The 15,904-nt window shown below is 31.9% G+C and carries 19 protein-coding genes; 10 read left to right on the top strand and 9 right to left on the bottom strand.

Annotated elements, in window-relative coordinates; genetic code table 11:
* Positions 1-179 precede the first annotated feature (179 nt).
* Positions 180-1,202, top strand: coding sequence for a quinone-dependent dihydroorotate dehydrogenase (locus AC0J6S_RS16555; RefSeq protein ID WP_474954829.1), 1,023 nt, complete (start codon positions 180-182; stop codon positions 1,200-1,202).
* 84 nt (positions 1,203-1,286) lie between these two features.
* On the opposite strand, the gene AC0J6S_RS16550 is transcribed toward AC0J6S_RS16555, so the two are convergent.
* The 5 genes from AC0J6S_RS16550 to AC0J6S_RS16530 form a co-directional block, all read right to left on the bottom strand.
* Positions 1,287-1,745 carry a sensor of ECF-type sigma factor gene (locus AC0J6S_RS16550; RefSeq protein WP_474954828.1) on the bottom strand — a complete coding sequence of 153 codons (459 nt, stop codon included), beginning with the start codon at positions 1,743-1,745 and terminating at the stop codon, positions 1,287-1,289.
* A gap of 42 nt (positions 1,746-1,787) precedes the next feature.
* Complete coding sequence (locus AC0J6S_RS16545) at positions 1,788-2,201, bottom strand: hypothetical protein (protein ID WP_474954827.1); 414 nt, start codon at positions 2,199-2,201, stop codon at positions 1,788-1,790.
* 32 nt (positions 2,202-2,233) lie between these two features.
* Positions 2,234-2,776 carry an RNA polymerase sigma factor gene (locus AC0J6S_RS16540; protein ID WP_474954826.1) on the bottom strand — a complete coding sequence of 181 codons (543 nt, stop codon included), beginning with the start codon at positions 2,774-2,776 and terminating at the stop codon, positions 2,234-2,236.
* Between the two features lie 61 nt (positions 2,777-2,837).
* Positions 2,838-3,959: an SRPBCC family protein gene (locus AC0J6S_RS16535; RefSeq protein ID WP_474954825.1), complete on the bottom strand. Its 1,122-nt coding sequence runs from the start codon at positions 3,957-3,959 to the stop codon at positions 2,838-2,840.
* Positions 3,960-4,216: 257 nt separating this feature from the next.
* Positions 4,217-4,405 carry a hypothetical protein gene (locus AC0J6S_RS16530; RefSeq protein ID WP_113633273.1) on the bottom strand — a complete coding sequence of 63 codons (189 nt, stop codon included), beginning with the start codon at positions 4,403-4,405 and terminating at the stop codon, positions 4,217-4,219.
* A gap of 81 nt (positions 4,406-4,486) precedes the next feature.
* On the opposite strand from AC0J6S_RS16530, the gene AC0J6S_RS16525 reads away from it, so the two are divergent.
* A complete protein-coding gene (locus AC0J6S_RS16525) occupies positions 4,487-4,876 on the top strand; it encodes a pyrophosphohydrolase domain-containing protein (protein WP_474954824.1) in 390 nt (129 codons plus the stop codon).
* Between the two features lie 91 nt (positions 4,877-4,967).
* Here the strand turns inward: AC0J6S_RS16525 and AC0J6S_RS16520 are convergent, their stop codons facing one another.
* The gene (locus AC0J6S_RS16520; RefSeq protein WP_474954823.1) at positions 4,968-6,035 is read right to left on the bottom strand and encodes a branched-chain amino acid aminotransferase; all 1,068 of its coding nucleotides are present in this window, start codon (positions 6,033-6,035) and stop codon (positions 4,968-4,970) included.
* A 299-nt stretch (positions 6,036-6,334) separates the two neighbouring features.
* Between AC0J6S_RS16520 and mnmC2 the strand changes: the two genes are divergently transcribed.
* On the top strand, positions 6,335-6,997 hold the full coding sequence (gene mnmC2, locus AC0J6S_RS16515; RefSeq protein WP_474954822.1) for a tRNA (5-methylaminomethyl-2-thiouridine)(34)-methyltransferase MnmC2: 663 nt from the start codon (positions 6,335-6,337) through the stop codon (positions 6,995-6,997).
* Between the two features lie 168 nt (positions 6,998-7,165).
* Complete coding sequence (locus AC0J6S_RS16510) at positions 7,166-7,363, top strand: hypothetical protein (protein ID WP_474954821.1); 198 nt, start codon at positions 7,166-7,168, stop codon at positions 7,361-7,363.
* A 31-nt stretch (positions 7,364-7,394) separates the two neighbouring features.
* Here AC0J6S_RS16510 and AC0J6S_RS16505 read toward each other — a convergent pair whose 3' ends face one another.
* Positions 7,395-8,339 (bottom strand): hydrogen peroxide-inducible genes activator, encoded by a 945-nt coding sequence (locus tag AC0J6S_RS16505; protein WP_474954820.1) that lies wholly within the window; start codon positions 8,337-8,339, stop codon positions 7,395-7,397.
* 98 nt (positions 8,340-8,437) lie between these two features.
* Between AC0J6S_RS16505 and AC0J6S_RS16500 the strand changes: the two genes are divergently transcribed.
* The 4 genes from AC0J6S_RS16500 (at position 8,438) to can (ending at position 11,813) form a co-directional block, all read left to right on the top strand.
* Positions 8,438-8,917, top strand: coding sequence for a Dps family protein (locus AC0J6S_RS16500; RefSeq protein WP_474954819.1), 480 nt, complete (start codon positions 8,438-8,440; stop codon positions 8,915-8,917).
* A 132-nt stretch (positions 8,918-9,049) separates the two neighbouring features.
* Entirely contained in the window at positions 9,050-9,331 is a 282-nt protein-coding gene (locus AC0J6S_RS16495) for a hypothetical protein (RefSeq protein WP_474954818.1), read from the top strand.
* 87 nt (positions 9,332-9,418) lie between these two features.
* Entirely contained in the window at positions 9,419-11,089 is a 1,671-nt protein-coding gene (locus AC0J6S_RS16490; protein WP_474954817.1) for a SulP family inorganic anion transporter, read from the top strand.
* Between the two features lie 88 nt (positions 11,090-11,177).
* Positions 11,178-11,813 (top strand): carbonate dehydratase, encoded by a 636-nt coding sequence (gene can, locus AC0J6S_RS16485; protein WP_474954816.1) that lies wholly within the window; start codon positions 11,178-11,180, stop codon positions 11,811-11,813.
* Between the two features lie 84 nt (positions 11,814-11,897).
* Here can and AC0J6S_RS16480 read toward each other — a convergent pair whose 3' ends face one another.
* Together AC0J6S_RS16480 and AC0J6S_RS16475 are read right to left on the bottom strand one after the other, a co-directional pair.
* Positions 11,898-13,097 carry an LETM1-related biofilm-associated protein gene (locus AC0J6S_RS16480; RefSeq protein WP_474954815.1) on the bottom strand — a complete coding sequence of 400 codons (1,200 nt, stop codon included), beginning with the start codon at positions 13,095-13,097 and terminating at the stop codon, positions 11,898-11,900.
* A 224-nt stretch (positions 13,098-13,321) separates the two neighbouring features.
* Positions 13,322-13,954 (bottom strand): superoxide dismutase, encoded by a 633-nt coding sequence (locus tag AC0J6S_RS16475; RefSeq protein WP_474956379.1) that lies wholly within the window; start codon positions 13,952-13,954, stop codon positions 13,322-13,324.
* 441 nt (positions 13,955-14,395) lie between these two features.
* Between AC0J6S_RS16475 and AC0J6S_RS16470 the strand changes: the two genes are divergently transcribed.
* Positions 14,396-15,313 carry a YihY/virulence factor BrkB family protein gene (locus AC0J6S_RS16470; protein WP_113667106.1) on the top strand — a complete coding sequence of 306 codons (918 nt, stop codon included), beginning with the start codon at positions 14,396-14,398 and terminating at the stop codon, positions 15,311-15,313.
* Between the two features lie 134 nt (positions 15,314-15,447).
* A complete protein-coding gene (locus AC0J6S_RS16465) occupies positions 15,448-15,876 on the top strand; it encodes an META domain-containing protein (protein ID WP_474954814.1) in 429 nt (142 codons plus the stop codon).
* Positions 15,877-15,904: the final 28 nt, after the last annotated feature.

Here is a 15,904-nt window from a genome sequence, read left to right as displayed (position 1 = left end):
TCATTTTAGATAGATAGAAAGAAAAAGGATTCATTATTGGCATTTTCTTCGTTGGCTAAAGCCAAATAAAATATTATTATAACCACTTTTTGATTTGGCAAAATGATTTAAAAATTATTTTCCAAATATTTATTTATCGGTTAGATAATTCTATTTTTGCACAATACAACAACACCAACATGTACAAATTACTCTTACGCCCTATGCTTTTTTGGTTTGATCCTGAAAAAGTTCATTATTTTACTTTTTCATTGATTCGCTTTTTGTCTAAAATTCCCGGATTTAAAGCTCTTTTTAAAGCGCTTTATGAAGTAAATGATGCCAAATTAGAAACCGAAGTTTTCGGATTAAAATTTAAAAATCCAGTAGGTCTTGCAGCAGGTTTTGATAAAGATGCAAAATTGTATAAAGAGTTGTCTAATTTTGGTTTTGGTTTTATCGAAATAGGAACGCTTACGCCAAAAGGTCAGGAAGGAAATCCTAAAAAACGATTGTTTCGTTTGAAAGAAGACAGCGCTATTATCAACAGAATGGGATTTAACAACGGTGGAGTTCAGGAAGCTGTGGAACGTTTAAAACAAAATAAAGGCGTTTTGATTGGAGGAAACATTGGGAAAAACAAATTGACGCCAAACGAAGAAGCGACCTCTGATTATGAAATATGTTTTGATGCTTTATACGATCATGTTGACTATTTTGTGGTTAATGTGAGTTCGCCAAACACACCAAATCTTCGAGCATTACAAGATAAAGAACCGTTGACACAACTTTTGCAGACGCTCCAAAATAAGAATTTGGCTAAGCCAAAGCAAAAGCCAATTTTATTAAAAATTGCCCCAGATTTAACAGATGAACAATTGCTTGATATTATTGATATTGTAAAAGAAACTAAAATTGTGGGGGTTATTGCTACTAATACCACAATTTCTCGTGAAGGGTTGCAATCCGAAAATAAAACAGAAATGGGTGGATTGTCTGGAAAACCATTAACACATCGTTCTACTGAAGTAATCCGGTTTTTGTCTGAAAAAAGCAATAAAGCCTTTCCTATTATTGGAGTGGGAGGAATTCATTCAGCCGATGACGCAATTGAAAAATTGGATGCCGGAGCAAGTTTAATTCAGTTGTACACCGGTTTTATTTATGAAGGACCAGCATTGGTAAAGGCCATAAATAAGAAACTTTTAGAAAGATTACAGTAGTTTTACTTTATTTAAATAAAAAGAGACTCTGTATCAATTATGAATATAGAGTCTCTTTTCGTTGAATTAATAAAATGAAAGCAATTATTTTTTTTGGCTTTTATTGCGATATTGATGGAGCAATTTTCTATTGAAATCTTCTTCAGCCTTTCTAAGTTTAATAATTTTCACTGAGGGTAATACGCCTCGCAAATTTTGAGTGAATTTTTTTCGCAGTAAAAACAACTCTTCTTCAGTCTCTTCCATTTGAACTAAGAAATTATTAGCTTCTTTTTCAGATATTTTATCTAATGAGCCATCACTCATTCTTTTCATATAAGCGCGCATTTTTTGATGTCTCAATTCAAATTGTTTGTCATCAAATGTGTTGTAAAGCGGCCAGAACTTTTCAGCCTCATTGCCAGTAAAGTCAAGCTCAGTGGTGAAAAAAGCTACTTTCAACGCTTTTATTTTTTCTCTTTTTTCTTTCATATTTTCGCCTTGAGCGTAAAAGCTGACTGAAATAAATAAAAGGAATAGGGGTAATAATTTTCTAACGTTCATTTTGTGATTTTTTAATTAAAGCTTAAAAAGCAAGTTTGTTATTTATTCTAAAAGAAGATTTTCCAGATTTGAATTCCCAGATAAAAGATCTTCTATCGCTTCATCTTCTATTGCAATACTTGTATTCATATTGTTAATATCCTCAGTTTCCAGGCCACTTATCAAATCATATTGATTTAAATTAGATTGATAGGTGATGTAATTTTCTAATTCATTTGAATCTAATTCATTGCTGCTGGCAGATGAGTAATTATAAATTGGAATCATCAGGGCAAGTACGAAAACGGCTGCCACCATCAGAATTAAATTTTTCCTTTTTTGAAAAATAGAAATAACTTTTGGTTCACTTGCAGGCAATTGTTCCATCATTTTGATTGAAAAATTTTCAAAATAATTATCCGGCGTTTTAAATCCAGTTTCAATTTTATGCTCGTTTTCTAATTTAAATGTTTTCATATTTTCTTTAGACGTAGTTAGTATAAAAAGGTTTAATTAGTAGATACAAAAGCTTCTATTTTTTTTACTGCGATATGATAGGATGCTTTTAATCCACCAACGGAAGTTCCTAAGATCTCAGAAATTTCTTCATACTTGAGTTCTTCAAAATATTTCATTTTAAAAATCAATTGTTGTTTCTCAGGTAATAATGCGATAGCTTTTTGCAATTTTATTTGAATATCATTTCCGTCAAAAAATACATCAGCTTCCAGATTATCCAAGGTTTTGTTTTGCAATGTTTCAGATGAGATGCCACTTATTTTTGATTTTTGTTTTAAAAAAGTCAAAGCTTCATTGGTCGCAATACGGTACATCCATGAAAATAGTTTGCTTTCGCCTTTAAAATTCTTTAAATTTTGAAATACTTTAATAAAAGTATTTTGCAATACATCATCAGTATCATCGTGGTTTAAAACGATGTTACGAATGTGATTGTATAGTGGTCTTTGATAATCCAAAAGCAACCGCTGAAACGCTTGGTTTTGCGTTTTAGGGGATAACAATTGCTGAATAAATTCCTGTTCCTCTTGCAAAATTATTATTTATAGGTTAGAGTGTAATTTTTCAAAAAGGTTTAATCCACTCAATAATAATTTAAAATTCAGATTGCTCTTCTTCCTTATTCATAACTGGTTCAGGAGTTATTGCTGGTTCTACTTTCTTAATGGCAGCTGGAACATAAGATTTGACTGGAATTACTTTTGGCTGCAAAGGATAGTAAATTTCAGTTACCCATTTTGAAGGATTTTTAATTTCTGTTTTACTTGTAGTGAAAATTTCCAAGTGAGAAAATGTAGGATCTATTACAATTTTATTAGTATTAATGTATACTTTAGTTTGATCCAGTGCTTTTTGAGTATGGGAATAGTCTCCATTTAACGTTGTTTTAATGGCATCGAATGGTTCTAGTTTTTCAGCTAAAATATCACTTCCTGAACTCGTTAAAATTTGAGTTTTTATAGGCACACAAAACGAAACTTTAGTCAATCCGCTTGTTACATCATAAGTGTGATAGATTAAAAATGGTTTTCCACTCAATTCAATATTGTTTTGTTTACAGAACGTGCTGATTTTATAAAATACGATTCTTGAATTTTTAATAACATTCGAAATTTTACTGTTGAAGGTTTGTTTCAAATAAAAGGTTCCAGCCTTTTTAGCTGGTCCGTCCACTTTTACCGTATAGGTGTTTATTTCAAAATCTAGCGTTTTATCAAGATTGGCTAGGCTTTTTTCATACATTTCACCAATGATTTTATCGATACCGCCATTAAACGCGGTATATACTTTCATAGAAAAACTCATTTTTCCGACGGTTTTCCAAGTTACTTTTGTACCGCCAACCGTATCTTTAAATTTCCAAAAAACGGATGATTCAGTACCGCTATAATTCATTTTCTGAGAAATACTGTCGTTTTCTTTTACAAAAAGTGTTTTCACGTCACCGTTGCCATCTTTTCCTTCCCATGAATACGATGCTCCTGGACCAATTGTTTTACCTGGATAATTAATTTTCATTTCGGGATCTTCGGTAATCCAGGAACCAAAATCTTCCCAGTTTCTGTAATCATTAACAAAATTAAACACATTGGATTTTGGAGAGTTTATGATTTGACTTCTTTCTACGGTAAAATCTCCTTTTTGAGTGGCTATAAAAATGGATAAAGCCACAAAACTAAGCAGCAGTAAAAGAAATAAATATTTTAAAATCCTCATAATACGTAAGTTTATTAATTTTGTAAAGTTAAAGATTTAATTTACAAGTAACAGAAAGCATTAAATAAATATGATGGCAATTTTATCCAAAAAAGGAAGTATAATTTGTTTAATTATTAGAAGCGGTTAAAAAATTAATTTTCAATGCCTTAATTTTCAATTTTTAAGCAAAACAAGAATTTTGAAAGCATATCCTGATATATTTAAAACAAAAAATTCCACTGTAGAGTGGAATTGGTTTATTAATTTGGAGAAAACTAACGTTTGAAAAATATTTTTATCAGGAATAAAATACCAATAAAAACTACAAATCCTATTACAATTTTGTAATTCCCCTTGTAAAACTCATTATGAATTTTGATATCTTTTCGATAGGAATAAATTGCAGCAATAACAAATGCAACAAAAAACAAGCCTGCAAACACTAATTGACCTTGACTGAACATAATTTTAATTATTTTGGGTAAATTTAGTTAATAGTTTAGAAATAGTTGCTAATTTGCCTTTTCATTTAACAAAATAAAAAGATGCAAAAACAGATAAACTCAGTCAAAGAATTTCATACGACTTTTAAAATTGGTCATAATGAAATTCCTACCGCTAATTTAGGAGAAAGTAAGCATGAACTCCGTTATAATTTAATGAAAGAGGAAAACGAAGAATATCTTGAAGCAGTCAGAAGCAATGATTTAATAGAAATAGCGGATGCATTGGGTGACATGATGTACATTTTATGCGGAACTATTATTGAGCACGGTTTGCAACATAAAATAGAGGCCGTTTTTGACGAGATCCAACGTAGTAATATGAGTAAGTTAGGCGAAGATGGAAGCCCTATTTACCGTGAAGACGGCAAAGTGATGAAAGGACCAAATTATTTTAAACCTGATTTTTCTAAAATATTGGAACATCAATAGAAGTATAGGCGGAATCTTAATATATACAAAATACAAAAAGTGATTTTCATTGTGAAAATCGCTTTTTGTATGCATTCTGATTGTTTAAAAATTATACTTTAACAGTCCATCCAAAAGTGTCTTCTTCCAGTTTGTTTTGAATATTAGTCAATTTATCTTTCAACTGAATTGCTACTGTTTTTTCAATTTTTGGCAATTCATAGTATACGTCTTGGTATGAAAATCCTGATATCGGACTTATTACAGCCGCTGTTCCTGCACCAAAAATCTCTTTTAAAGTTCCGTTTTTTGAAGCGTCAACAAGTTCAGAAACTAATACTGGACGAATCTCTACATCAATACCTTCACTTTTAGCCAAATCGATTAGTGTTTTTCTAGTAACACCATCAAGAATTCTTTCGCTAACTGGAGCAGTCAAAAGCGTTTCGTTTATTCTAAAGAAAACATTCATTGTTCCTGCTTCTTCTAGTTTGGTATGCGTGGCATCATCTGTCCAAATTACTTGTTGGAATCCTTCCTTGTTAGCTAATTCAGTTGGATAGAACTGCGCAGCGTAATTACCTGCAGCTTTTGCAGCTCCAATTCCTCCATTAGCAGCTCTACTAAAATGTTCCGCTATAAGCACTTTGACATCACCAGAGTAATAAGATGTTACTGGAGATAAAATGATCATGAATTTGTAATCATTAGATGGATTTGCAATCACACCTGTTCCGGTAGCAATCATAAATGGTCGGATATACATCGCGTTCCCTTTACCTTTTTTGATCCAAGCTTCATCTAATTGTAATAATTGTTTTAGACCATTCATGAAAATTTCTTCAGGAACTTCCGGCATAGCCATTCTCACTGCTGATTTATTGAAACGATTGTAATTTTCATCAGGTCTAAAAAGCCAAATAGCATCATTCGTATCCTTGTAGGCTTTCATGCCCTCAAATATAGCTTGGCCGTAATGAAAAACTCTTGTTGATGGGTCTAACAAAAAGGGAGCGTAAGGTTTAATGACCGGTTGTTGCCATTCTCCGTTTTTAAAATCACATTCAAATAAATGATCTGTAAAAACGGAGCCGAAGCTTAAGTTGTTAAAATCTACCTCATTTATTTTAGAAGTAGGGGATTTTATTATTTCAATTTTGTTAGTTTGAGTTGTACTCATAGTAATGTTTGTTTTTTAATTTTTTTTAAAGTTTTAGCTAAAGCTTAAAAAATCTGGTTTCTATAAATTGGCGTTTAATATTTGCAAAATTAAATAAAAATCAGCAAATTACTTGTCAAAAAAATATTAATTATAGTCTTTGACTACGATTTATTTACGTTTTAAAAAATAAAAAAAAAATGAGCTTAATTCTATCGATTACATAATAAATAGTGATTTATAAGCAGTAAACGCATTAGTTTTCATTAATTTTGACAAGTTTAAAAAATTTCACACTCGAATAACTTTAGAAAATAATTTTGAAAAGAGAAATAATCCAAACACTGGATGGTTCAACAACCATCCACATCGCAGAATGGGACGAATGTTATCATTCTAAACACGGAGCTATTCAGGAAGCGCAACACGTATTTATAAAAAACGGACTTTCGCTGTTTCCAGACAGGAATGTTTCTATTTTAGAAATTGGTTTTGGTACCGGCCTTAATGCTTTTATTACTTTTTTGGAGTCAAAAAAAAGGAATCAAAGCATTGATTATGTTGGAGTGGAAGCGTATCCAATTACAGCAGAGGAAATAGTGTCCATGAATTATGTAGAAGAACTTAATGCAGTGGAACAAAGTTCAATTTTTGTCACCATGCATCAAAGCAATTGGGAAGAAAAGAGTATGCTGGATGATGATTTTACATTGACGAAAAGAAAACAATTTTTTGAAGAAATTAATGATGAAAACAAATTTGATTTAATTTATTTTGATGCTTTTGGTTACAGAGTGCAACCCGAACTTTGGAGTACAGCTATTTTTGAAAAAATGTTTAAGGCACTCAAAACAAATGGAGTGCTAGTTACTTATGCAGCCCGAGGTGTGGTAAAAAGAAGTATGATTGAGGTAGGTTTTACTGTAGAAAAGCTCGCAGGACCACCTGGAAAAAGAGAAATGTTTCGGGCTACAAAAAACTAAGTAGCGTTAATATGATGGTTATTTTAAGGTTTTTATTTTTGTTTTATTGCTAATTTTTTTTCTGAAATAAAAAACTAAAAACTACGTTAAATAATTATGTTGCGGTTATTATTAATGTATTTTTACACTGATTTATTAACAAAATCTAACTTTAAATCTTCATTTACTATGTCGAAAATCATGTATGATTATACAAAATCTGTCTTAGAAAGAGTAAGTTTTGATCCGTTGCTTTTTTGCAAAGAGTTAGAAAAAGCCATCAAAATGTTGTTGCCTTACGAAATGGAACAATTACGAGAATGGTTACTGAATTATACGATAGGAAAACCAGAGTTGAAGCAGTGTTTACTGATTATAAATTCATAAAAAAGAGGAACCGTAAAACCGGTTCCTTTTTTTATTTTTTATGAATAGAACTTATAATTTGTACGTTCTGAAAAACAATTGCTCCTTTTATAACTCCGGCAATCGTACTTCTAAGAGCTTCAATTATCTGAATTTTCAGTTCACTTTTAGGAAAAATAAGACTGACTTCCCGTGCCGGTTTTGGTTCCTTGAAATGGCGAAGCTTTAATTTATCTTTGTCTTTTAAATCCAGCGTATGCAAATAGGGAAGCAATGTTGTTCCTAAACCTTCGTCGGCTAATTTTATTAAGGTTTCAAAACTGCCGCTTTCTATTTGAAAATGTCCAATTTCATTTTTGCTACTGTTGTTTTTGCACAAATTTAAAATTCCGTCACGAAAGCAGTGACCATCTTGCAATAACAGAATCTCATCCAAGTTTAAGTCAGAAACTTCTATTTCTTCCTTTTGAAAATGATGGTGACTTTCGGGAATATACGCCACAAATGGCTCGAAGTACAATACAATTTCTTTGATTTTATCTTCTAATAATGGAGTTGCGGCTATGGCTGCATCGAGATGACCATTATTAAGTTTTGTAATAATTTCGTCCGTATTAAGCTCCTCGATGATGAGTTTTACTTTCGGGTATTTTTTTATAAAATTATTCAGGAACATAGGTAATAAAGTAGGCATAATAGTAGGAATTATTCCTAATCTGAATTCGCCACCTATAAATCCTTTTTGCTGTTCTACAATATCTTGTATACGATCAGCTTCGTTGACGATATTTTTAGCTTGATTGACTATCTTTTGGCCAATATCAGTTAGCTGAATCGGTTTTTTGGTTCGGTCAAATATCTGGATACTTAATTCTTCTTCAATTTTCTGAATTTGCATACTCAATGTGGGTTGAGTTACAAAACATTTTTCAGCAGCAAGTGTGAAATTTTTGTGTTCGGCTACAGCCAAAACATATTTTAATTGAGTAATTGTCATTTTTTATAGTAATATCTGATGCAAATATAAAAACAATCAATTTGACATATCGTGTAAAGTGACGTTTTCTTGCTTATTTTTGTTTAAAACAATAAATTATGAAAACAAATATTTTAGGATTACCAGTTAAAGAATCAGAATTGATCGTAAATGAATTGAATATTTTGTTGTCTAATTTTCAAGTGTATTATCAAAATTTAAGAGGAATTCACTGGAATATAAGAGGGAAACGTTTTTTTGATTTACATGTTAAATTTGAAGAATTGTATACAGATGCCCAAATCAAAATTGATTTAATCGCTGAAAGGGTTCTTACAGTTGGGGGAACTCCGCTACATACTTTTGAGGATTACATAAAAAATAATCAATTAGTTGTAGGGAAGAATGTTTCTAATGACGAGAAAGCGGTTCATTTGATTGTTACTTCATTGTCACATTTGCTAAAAATAGAAAGAGGGATTCTTAATAAATCGGGGGAAATTAATGATGAAGGAACCAACTCAATGATGAGTGATTTTATATCAGAGCAAGAAAAAACAATTTGGATGATGCAAGCGTGGTTGGAAGAAACCTTATAGTTTTAGTAACGAAATAGAATAAGCCAGATGGAATCAAAAGATTTTATTCTGGTTTTTTTTTGAATGTTAATTTTTTTTAAATTTATTAGAATTTATGTTTTTTCTACTAAACTTAATTCTATTTTTGCGAGGATGAAAACTATATCTAAAATATTTTTAATCCTATTTTTTGCATTTCTTGTCACACCAATAATTGTTACTGTGATTGAGAAAAGCGCTGATATATCTGTTTTCTATGGCATCTCAGAAGAAGAACATGCGCTCAAAGAAATCAAGGCTTTTCTTTATACAGATTATTTTTCAGAAGTTATTGTTCCAATAGAATCATCTTATAGCGCCATTCTATCTGAAAATTTATCAAAGCAAGATAAGATTTCTTCCTCCATATTTATTCCCCCACCCAACCAGGTTTAATACAAGTATGATTTTGAATTATTTCAAAATTTGTTCTCGCACTATTTTGTGCAGAAAAAACACTGTATTCAATTTTAGTTAGGTATTATGACAAAAAAAATTAATCTTTTTGCTAACCTTAAATCCGATTTTGCGTCTGGTTTAGTGGTTTTCTTGGTGGCGCTACCGTTGTGTTTAGGTATCGCAATGGCTTCGGGTGCTCCCTTATTTTCAGGAATTATTTCAGGAATTATAGGAGGAATAGTGGTAGGATATTTAAGTACTTCACATATAAGCGTATCCGGTCCAGCTGCAGGTTTAACAGCTATTGTCCTTACGGCAATCACGGATTTAGGTGCTTTTGACATTTTTTTGACTGCGGTTTTCATCGCAGGTTTGGTACAATTAATATTAGGATTTGCCAAGGCGGGAAGTATTTCTAATTATTTTCCAACAAATGTGATCGAAGGAATGTTAGCAGGTATCGGAATTATCATTATTCTGAAGCAATTGCCACACGCTTTTGGTTACGATAGTGATTTTGAAGGTGATCTAGCCTTTTTGCAAAAGGATGGCGGTAACACCTTTTCTGCGCTGTTTAGTATTTTTGATAACATTCAAATTGGCTCAATTGTAATCACAGTAGTTTCTATGGTTATTTTGATATCTTGGGATAAAGTTCCTTTTTTGAAAAAATTAAAATTAGTTCCAGGAGCTTTAATTGCGGTGGCTCTGGGTGTTATTTTAAATGAGATTTTTATGGGTACCGGAAGCGCATTAGCTATTGGAAAAGAACATTTAGTTTCGCTACCAGTTCCATTTTCTCTCGAGGAATTTAAAGCAATTATTGTCACGCCAAATCTTTCTGCAGTAATGAATCCTAAAGTATGGGTGGTTGCATTGACCATAGCAATTGTAGCGTCTATTGAGACATTATTGAGTATAGAAGCTGCTGATCGAATGGATGTACAAAAACGGTACACTGACACGAATATGGAATTAAAAGCGCAAGGAATTGGTAATATGGTGAGTTCACTTTTAGGTGGTTTACCATTGACATCAGTAATTGTGCGTTCCTCTGCGAACAGCAATTCGGGAGCCAAATCTAAACTGTCGACCATTATCCACGGATTATTATTGTTAGTGAGTGTACTTGCCATTCCAGTGATTCTGAACAAAATTCCTCTGGCTACTTTGGCAGCTATTTTAATTTTGGTAGGTTATAAATTAGCAAAACCGGCAACATTTATACATTTTTGGGAAAAAGGTAAATATCAGTTTGTCCCTTTTATTGCCACATTACTAGCTGTAGTATTTTTAGATTTATTGAAAGGTGTTACCTTGGGGATTATCATCAGTATTATTTTTGTCTTAAAGGGAAATCTAAAGAGAGCTTACTTTTTTAGAAAAGAACAATATGCCGATGGTGATGTAATTCATATTGATTTGGCTCAAGAAGTTTCTTTCTTGAATAAAGCGGCTATTAAACAAACCTTGAATCATCTTCCGGAAAATTCAAAAGTGATTATTGATGCTAAAGATACGGTTTACATTGCACATGATATATTGGATTTAATCCATGAGTTTAAAACTACAAGAGCGTTAGATAACAACATTAAAGTAAAACTAAAAGGATTTAAAAAAGCCTATCATCTGGAAAATAGTACTGATACTCAGAATCATGTTTCTATTGAGCACTATTATGATGCGGCTAAAAGAGTTATGGTTAAAAAAGAAATCACCGACGAAGATTTTCTTAAACAAGATAATGGCAACTAATTAAGGAATTTAAGTTGAAAAATAGTTCCTTTACATTGCAGTACAGTTACAGAACGTTTGTATTAAGAATAATAATAAAACAAAAATTATGAGCGATTTTTATAAAAAAATATTAGAAAATAATAAAATATGGGTTGAAAATTCGTTAGCAAGTGACCCTAATTATTTCCAGGATCTTGCTAAAGGTCAAACACCACCATTATTATGGATTGGTTGTTCAGATAGCCGTGTTCCTGCAAATGAAATCGTAGGAGCAAAGCCAGGTGAAGTTTTTGTGCATAGAAATATTGCTAACATGGTCGTTCACTCTGATATGAATATGTTGAGTGTTTTGGATTATGCCGTAAATGTTTTGAAAGTGAAACACGTTTTAGTTTGTGGACACTATGGTTGCGGCGGTGTTAAAGCAGCAATGGGAAATGATTCTATTGGGATTATCGACAACTGGATTCGTCACATTAAAGATGTATATCGTTTGCACAGTACTTACTTAGATTCGATTGCAGATGAAACAGAGCGTTTTAATACTTTTGTAGAATTAAACGTAAAAGAACAAGTTTTTGATTTAGCAAAAACATCAATTGTTCAGGCGGCTTGGAGAAACGGTCAAGATTTGACTTTACACGGATGGGCTTATGGACTTAACTCTGGTTTTGTAACAGATTTAGAGGTTAACATCAGTTCCGAAAAAGATCTGGATGCAGTTTACCAGTTGAAATTTTAATTAAATAATTATTTTATAAAATCCGCTTTTTAGACTGCCCCAAAAAGTTAGACACTATTTGGGGCAGTCTAAAAGTGGATTTTTTTATTCGGTATCCAGATTTTCATTAAAAGCAGAAGGCAATAATGTAGGTATGAATTTGATTAAAATAGGCAACAATAAACTACCGCCAGGAAGCAGAAAAATGGTTAGTGACGGAATGGTTTTACAGATTTCCAGTAATTGTTTTTTGACTTTTTTCTTTTCTTTTTCGTCCAAATCTCTGCGGGTGGAGTAGGCAAGCAGCACCATCAATTCTTTACTTTGGACAATTTCCTTTATCAATCGGTTTTTATTCCTTCCAATGAGTGTAACTACGCTCTGTGTGGTTTGGTCATAGAAGTGTTTGACAGGATTTGAGTAATTGAAATAAGGAATTTCTTTTTTGTGCTTTGTAATAAATTCATTAGTACTATTGATACTTTCATCAACGAAAGAATCTGGAACCGATACAATTTCAGCTAACGAATGCAAAAAATATCTCTCGTCATTCTCTACTTTTCCATCGCTCCACAAAGCCATTCCGGCAATGTCTATCAAATAATATTTTTCCAATTCATTTGTGAAGTAATCTAAATGTAGCGTTTCTAAACTTTGAACAGAAATTTTAGAGAATTTGCTATAGCGAATGGAAGCCTCAAAAAGTTTGATTAATAAATCATCATATTGTGATTTTTCCGACTTGATTTTTAACGCAAGTGTTACAATATTGACAACCGTTTCTTCAATCTTTTTTAGATATTTTTCGGGAATTTCACCGTGAATCAAATATTGCCTAAAAGCAAGCACGTCAATAAATAATAATGCGTTTGTCACTAGATGAGAGAAGCTTTTACTGATGATGCTGTCATTAGTCTGTACACGTTCGTCAATGATTTTTTCTAAAGTTAAAGCAGGAGAGTTTTTCGGAAGAATTTTTTTAAATAAATTAAATCCCTGAGGATTCATTTGATTGTAAAAAGCATTTGCCTGTTTGATGAAATTTTCGGAACTGATATCTTCATTAGTCAAACAAAAAACGTGATATAAAGTGTTCAAAAGTGCAACTTTTGAAATCTCTTCTTTAAACCAACCTTTCGTTTGTATAATGGTTGCGGTTTCAAAAGCAATTATATGTCCATAAATAAACCCTGTATCTCTCACTTTTTGATAAAAAATATCAGTAGTTTTAGAAACAGTATCTTTTGAAAATTTTTGTTCAATAAAAAATTTATCTATCCAACCGGATGCTGAAGGGTTAATCATTGCTTTATTTTGAAAGTACAAAGCTATACTTTTTTGCGGTAGTTTTAAAGAGTGTTTTTAGTTTAACACAGATATTACATTTAATTGATGCTGTTTTTTTAGAATTAGAACAGGAATATTTTATAATGGATAATCTAAGGAATTTATCAGGATGTATTGTCGTTTTTTAAAAGCAAAAACCCTGAAATATAGATGTATAATTCAGGGCTTTTGTTAAGGTGTTTTTATGAATTGAATAATTTTTCTGCTTCATCCCAATTGACAACATTCCAAAAAGAGGCAATATAATCGGCTCTTCGGTTTTGATTTTTAAGATAATACGCGTGTTCCCAAACGTCTAATGCTAATATAGGTTTTCCTTTTAGTCCTTTTCCTTTTAATCGCATCAGCGGATTATCCTGGTTTGCCGTTGAACCAATGACTAATTTTCCGTCTTGTAGCACTAACCAAGCCCAACCGGAACCAAATCGTTTCATTGAAGCATCACTAAATTGCTTTTTGAATTCGTCAAAAGAACCAAAAGTACTAGTTATGGCTTCCGCCAGTTTTCCTTTTGGACTTCCGCCGCCATTCGGTTTCAATAATGTCCAGAAAAGACTGTGGTTATAATGTCCACCACCATTGTTTCGGATAGATTCTGGAAATTTAGACATTTTTTCAAAAATACTTTCTAAGGATTTCGAATCATCAACTAGTTTTTCATCCAGTGTTTCAAGGGCTTTATTCAAGTTTGTAACATACGCTTGATGGTGTTTTCCATGGTGAATTTCCATGGTGGCTTTATCAATATGTGGCTCTAATGCGTCATAGGCGTATGCTAATTTTGGTAGACTGTAAATTCCTGCCGCCGCATTAATTATTTCGGAAGCTGAATTTTTATTTTCAATTTTTAATTCTGTTTCATTAGCGAAAGCAGAATTAAATAAACTAGACCCAATAATAGTCCCTGTTGAAAGTATGGCTGTTTGTTTTAAAAAATTTCTCCGTGTATTATTATTTTCCATAATGATGAATTTATCCTAAAAGAGGTATTAATATTTCTATAAAATTAGACATTTAAAGACAGAGATGGGTTAATAAAGACTTAAATTTTGGTTTCTTTGTTTGTTTAAAATGTGTTTTTCTCAACCTGAAAGGATGGGAATTATGTAAAATTCAGTTCAAATTGATAAAAATAATCTTTGTAATTTTGAATGAAAGTACAAAGGATTTCCGCGTATCATCTTCGCTTTTGAATTCAGGTAAAATGATAGGTCTAAATTTGATGTTGTATATGAATATAAAAGAACATTGTTAAGATGAAGAAGAAAGAAATAGCAGTTATAAGCTGGGATTTATTAAAACGCACGTATCAGGAATTTGATGATGATAATGCAATAAAATTGAGTGCATCATTATCGTACTATACCATATTTTCGTTGCCGCCTTTATTGATTATTATTATGTCGATTTTTAGTTTTTTCTTTGGAAGTGAAGCTGTCACAGGACGTTTTTTTGGTCAAATCAATGGAATGGTAGGTAATGAAGCTGCGATTCAAATTCAGGAAACTATAAAAAATATTGAATTGTCTAATAGCAACACTTTTGCGGCCATTTTTGGAGGTATAATGCTACTTATAGGTGCTTCAGGGGTGTTTGCTGAAATACAAAGTTCTATCAATTATATTTGGGGTTTAAAAGCAAAGCCCAATAAAGGAATTATGAAATTTATTAAAAACAGATTGATGTCATTTTCCATGATTGCGTCTGTTGGTTTTTTATTAATGGTCAGTTTGATGGTGAATACGGTAATGGATGTTATCAATGCACGATTGCTTATTTATTTCCCGGACACCACGGTTTACATATTTTATATTTTCAATATCTTGATATTATTTGCTACGACAACCATGTTGTTTGCTATCATTTTCAAAACCTTACCAGACGGAAATATCGCTTGGAAAGACGCTTTAATTGGTTCCAGTTTTACATCGTTTTTCTTTATGTTTGGTAAATTTGCTATTGGTTTTTATTTGGGAAGCTCTACCGTTGCTACCGTTTACGGTGCCGCTGGATCCGTAATCATTATTTTAATTTGGGTGTATTATTCAGCTATAATCTTATATTTTGGAGCCGAATTTACTAAAGTATACGCTAATTCACATGGGAAAAAAATTATTCCAAATGCTTATGCCGTGGGGATTAAAGTTGAAGTGACTGAAATTAAAAAGAAATAAAAGACTGCCGTTTTTTTAATATTTGACGATGTTTGAGTTTTTAAAAGAATACTTGTTTTGATGTTTTTTTTTACCGTAAAACTGGCAGTGTTTTTGTTCTATTTTGGAAGTATAAAAATTAAATATATAATTTTATGAAAAAAATAATTTTGGCATTAGCCGTCCTTTCTCTAGCATTTGTTTCTTGTAATTCGGTGAAATCAGTATCGAGAGAAGGATCTTCTATTGAAGGAAGTTGGGAGTTAAATTATATCACAGGACCAAGAATAGCTTTCGCAGGATTGTATCCAGATAAAAAACCATCCATCACTTTCAACTTAAAAGAGAGAACAGTATCCGGACGTAACAGTTGTAATAGCTATTCAGGAAAATTAAATATTGATGGTAGTAAAATTAGTTTCAAAGAACCGATGATGGTAACAAAAATGTTTTGTCCGGGAGAAGGGGAGAATGTTTACATCAATACCCTTCAAAAAATTGATTCTTATTCTGTTTCTGAAGATGGAAAAACGCTGAATTTCAAAATGGGAGACATTGTAATGATGCGTTTTGAGAAAAAATAGATTATAGACTTTTGAAGAAATAAAAAAA

Source organism: Flavobacterium sp. TS_SC_5 (genome assembly GCF_056156265.1).
The sequence above is the reverse complement of the archived record's forward strand: the minus strand, read 5'-3'. Positions and strand labels throughout refer to the sequence as shown.

Coding starts and splice junctions, on each gene's coding strand:
- AC0J6S_RS16535 (WP_474954825.1), bottom strand. CDS start 3,959: ATGAGGATTTTAAAATATTTATTTCTTTTACTGCTGCTTAGTTTTGTG.
- AC0J6S_RS16505 (WP_474954820.1), bottom strand. CDS start 8,339: ATGACAATTACTCAATTAAAATATGTTTTGGCTGTAGCCGAACACAAA.
- AC0J6S_RS16530 (WP_113633273.1), bottom strand. CDS start 4,405: ATGTTCAGTCAAGGTCAATTAGTGTTTGCAGGCTTGTTTTTTGTTGCA.
- AC0J6S_RS16520 (WP_474954823.1), bottom strand. CDS start 6,035: ATGAGTACAACTCAAACTAACAAAATTGAAATAATAAAATCCCCTACT.
- AC0J6S_RS16500 (WP_474954819.1), top strand. CDS start 8,438: ATGAAAACAAATATTTTAGGATTACCAGTTAAAGAATCAGAATTGATC.
- AC0J6S_RS16480 (WP_474954815.1), bottom strand. CDS start 13,097: ATGATTAACCCTTCAGCATCCGGTTGGATAGATAAATTTTTTATTGAA.
- AC0J6S_RS16550 (WP_474954828.1), bottom strand. CDS start 1,745: ATGAACGTTAGAAAATTATTACCCCTATTCCTTTTATTTATTTCAGTC.
- AC0J6S_RS16465 (WP_474954814.1), top strand. CDS start 15,448: ATGAAAAAAATAATTTTGGCATTAGCCGTCCTTTCTCTAGCATTTGTT.
- AC0J6S_RS16555 (WP_474954829.1), top strand. CDS start 180: ATGTACAAATTACTCTTACGCCCTATGCTTTTTTGGTTTGATCCTGAA.
- can (WP_474954816.1), top strand. CDS start 11,178: ATGAGCGATTTTTATAAAAAAATATTAGAAAATAATAAAATATGGGTT.
- AC0J6S_RS16495 (WP_474954818.1), top strand. CDS start 9,050: ATGAAAACTATATCTAAAATATTTTTAATCCTATTTTTTGCATTTCTT.
- AC0J6S_RS16490 (WP_474954817.1), top strand. CDS start 9,419: ATGACAAAAAAAATTAATCTTTTTGCTAACCTTAAATCCGATTTTGCG.
- AC0J6S_RS16470 (WP_113667106.1), top strand. CDS start 14,396: ATGAAGAAGAAAGAAATAGCAGTTATAAGCTGGGATTTATTAAAACGC.
- AC0J6S_RS16510 (WP_474954821.1), top strand. CDS start 7,166: ATGTCGAAAATCATGTATGATTATACAAAATCTGTCTTAGAAAGAGTA.
- AC0J6S_RS16525 (WP_474954824.1), top strand. CDS start 4,487: ATGCAAAAACAGATAAACTCAGTCAAAGAATTTCATACGACTTTTAAA.
- AC0J6S_RS16545 (WP_474954827.1), bottom strand. CDS start 2,201: ATGAAAACATTTAAATTAGAAAACGAGCATAAAATTGAAACTGGATTT.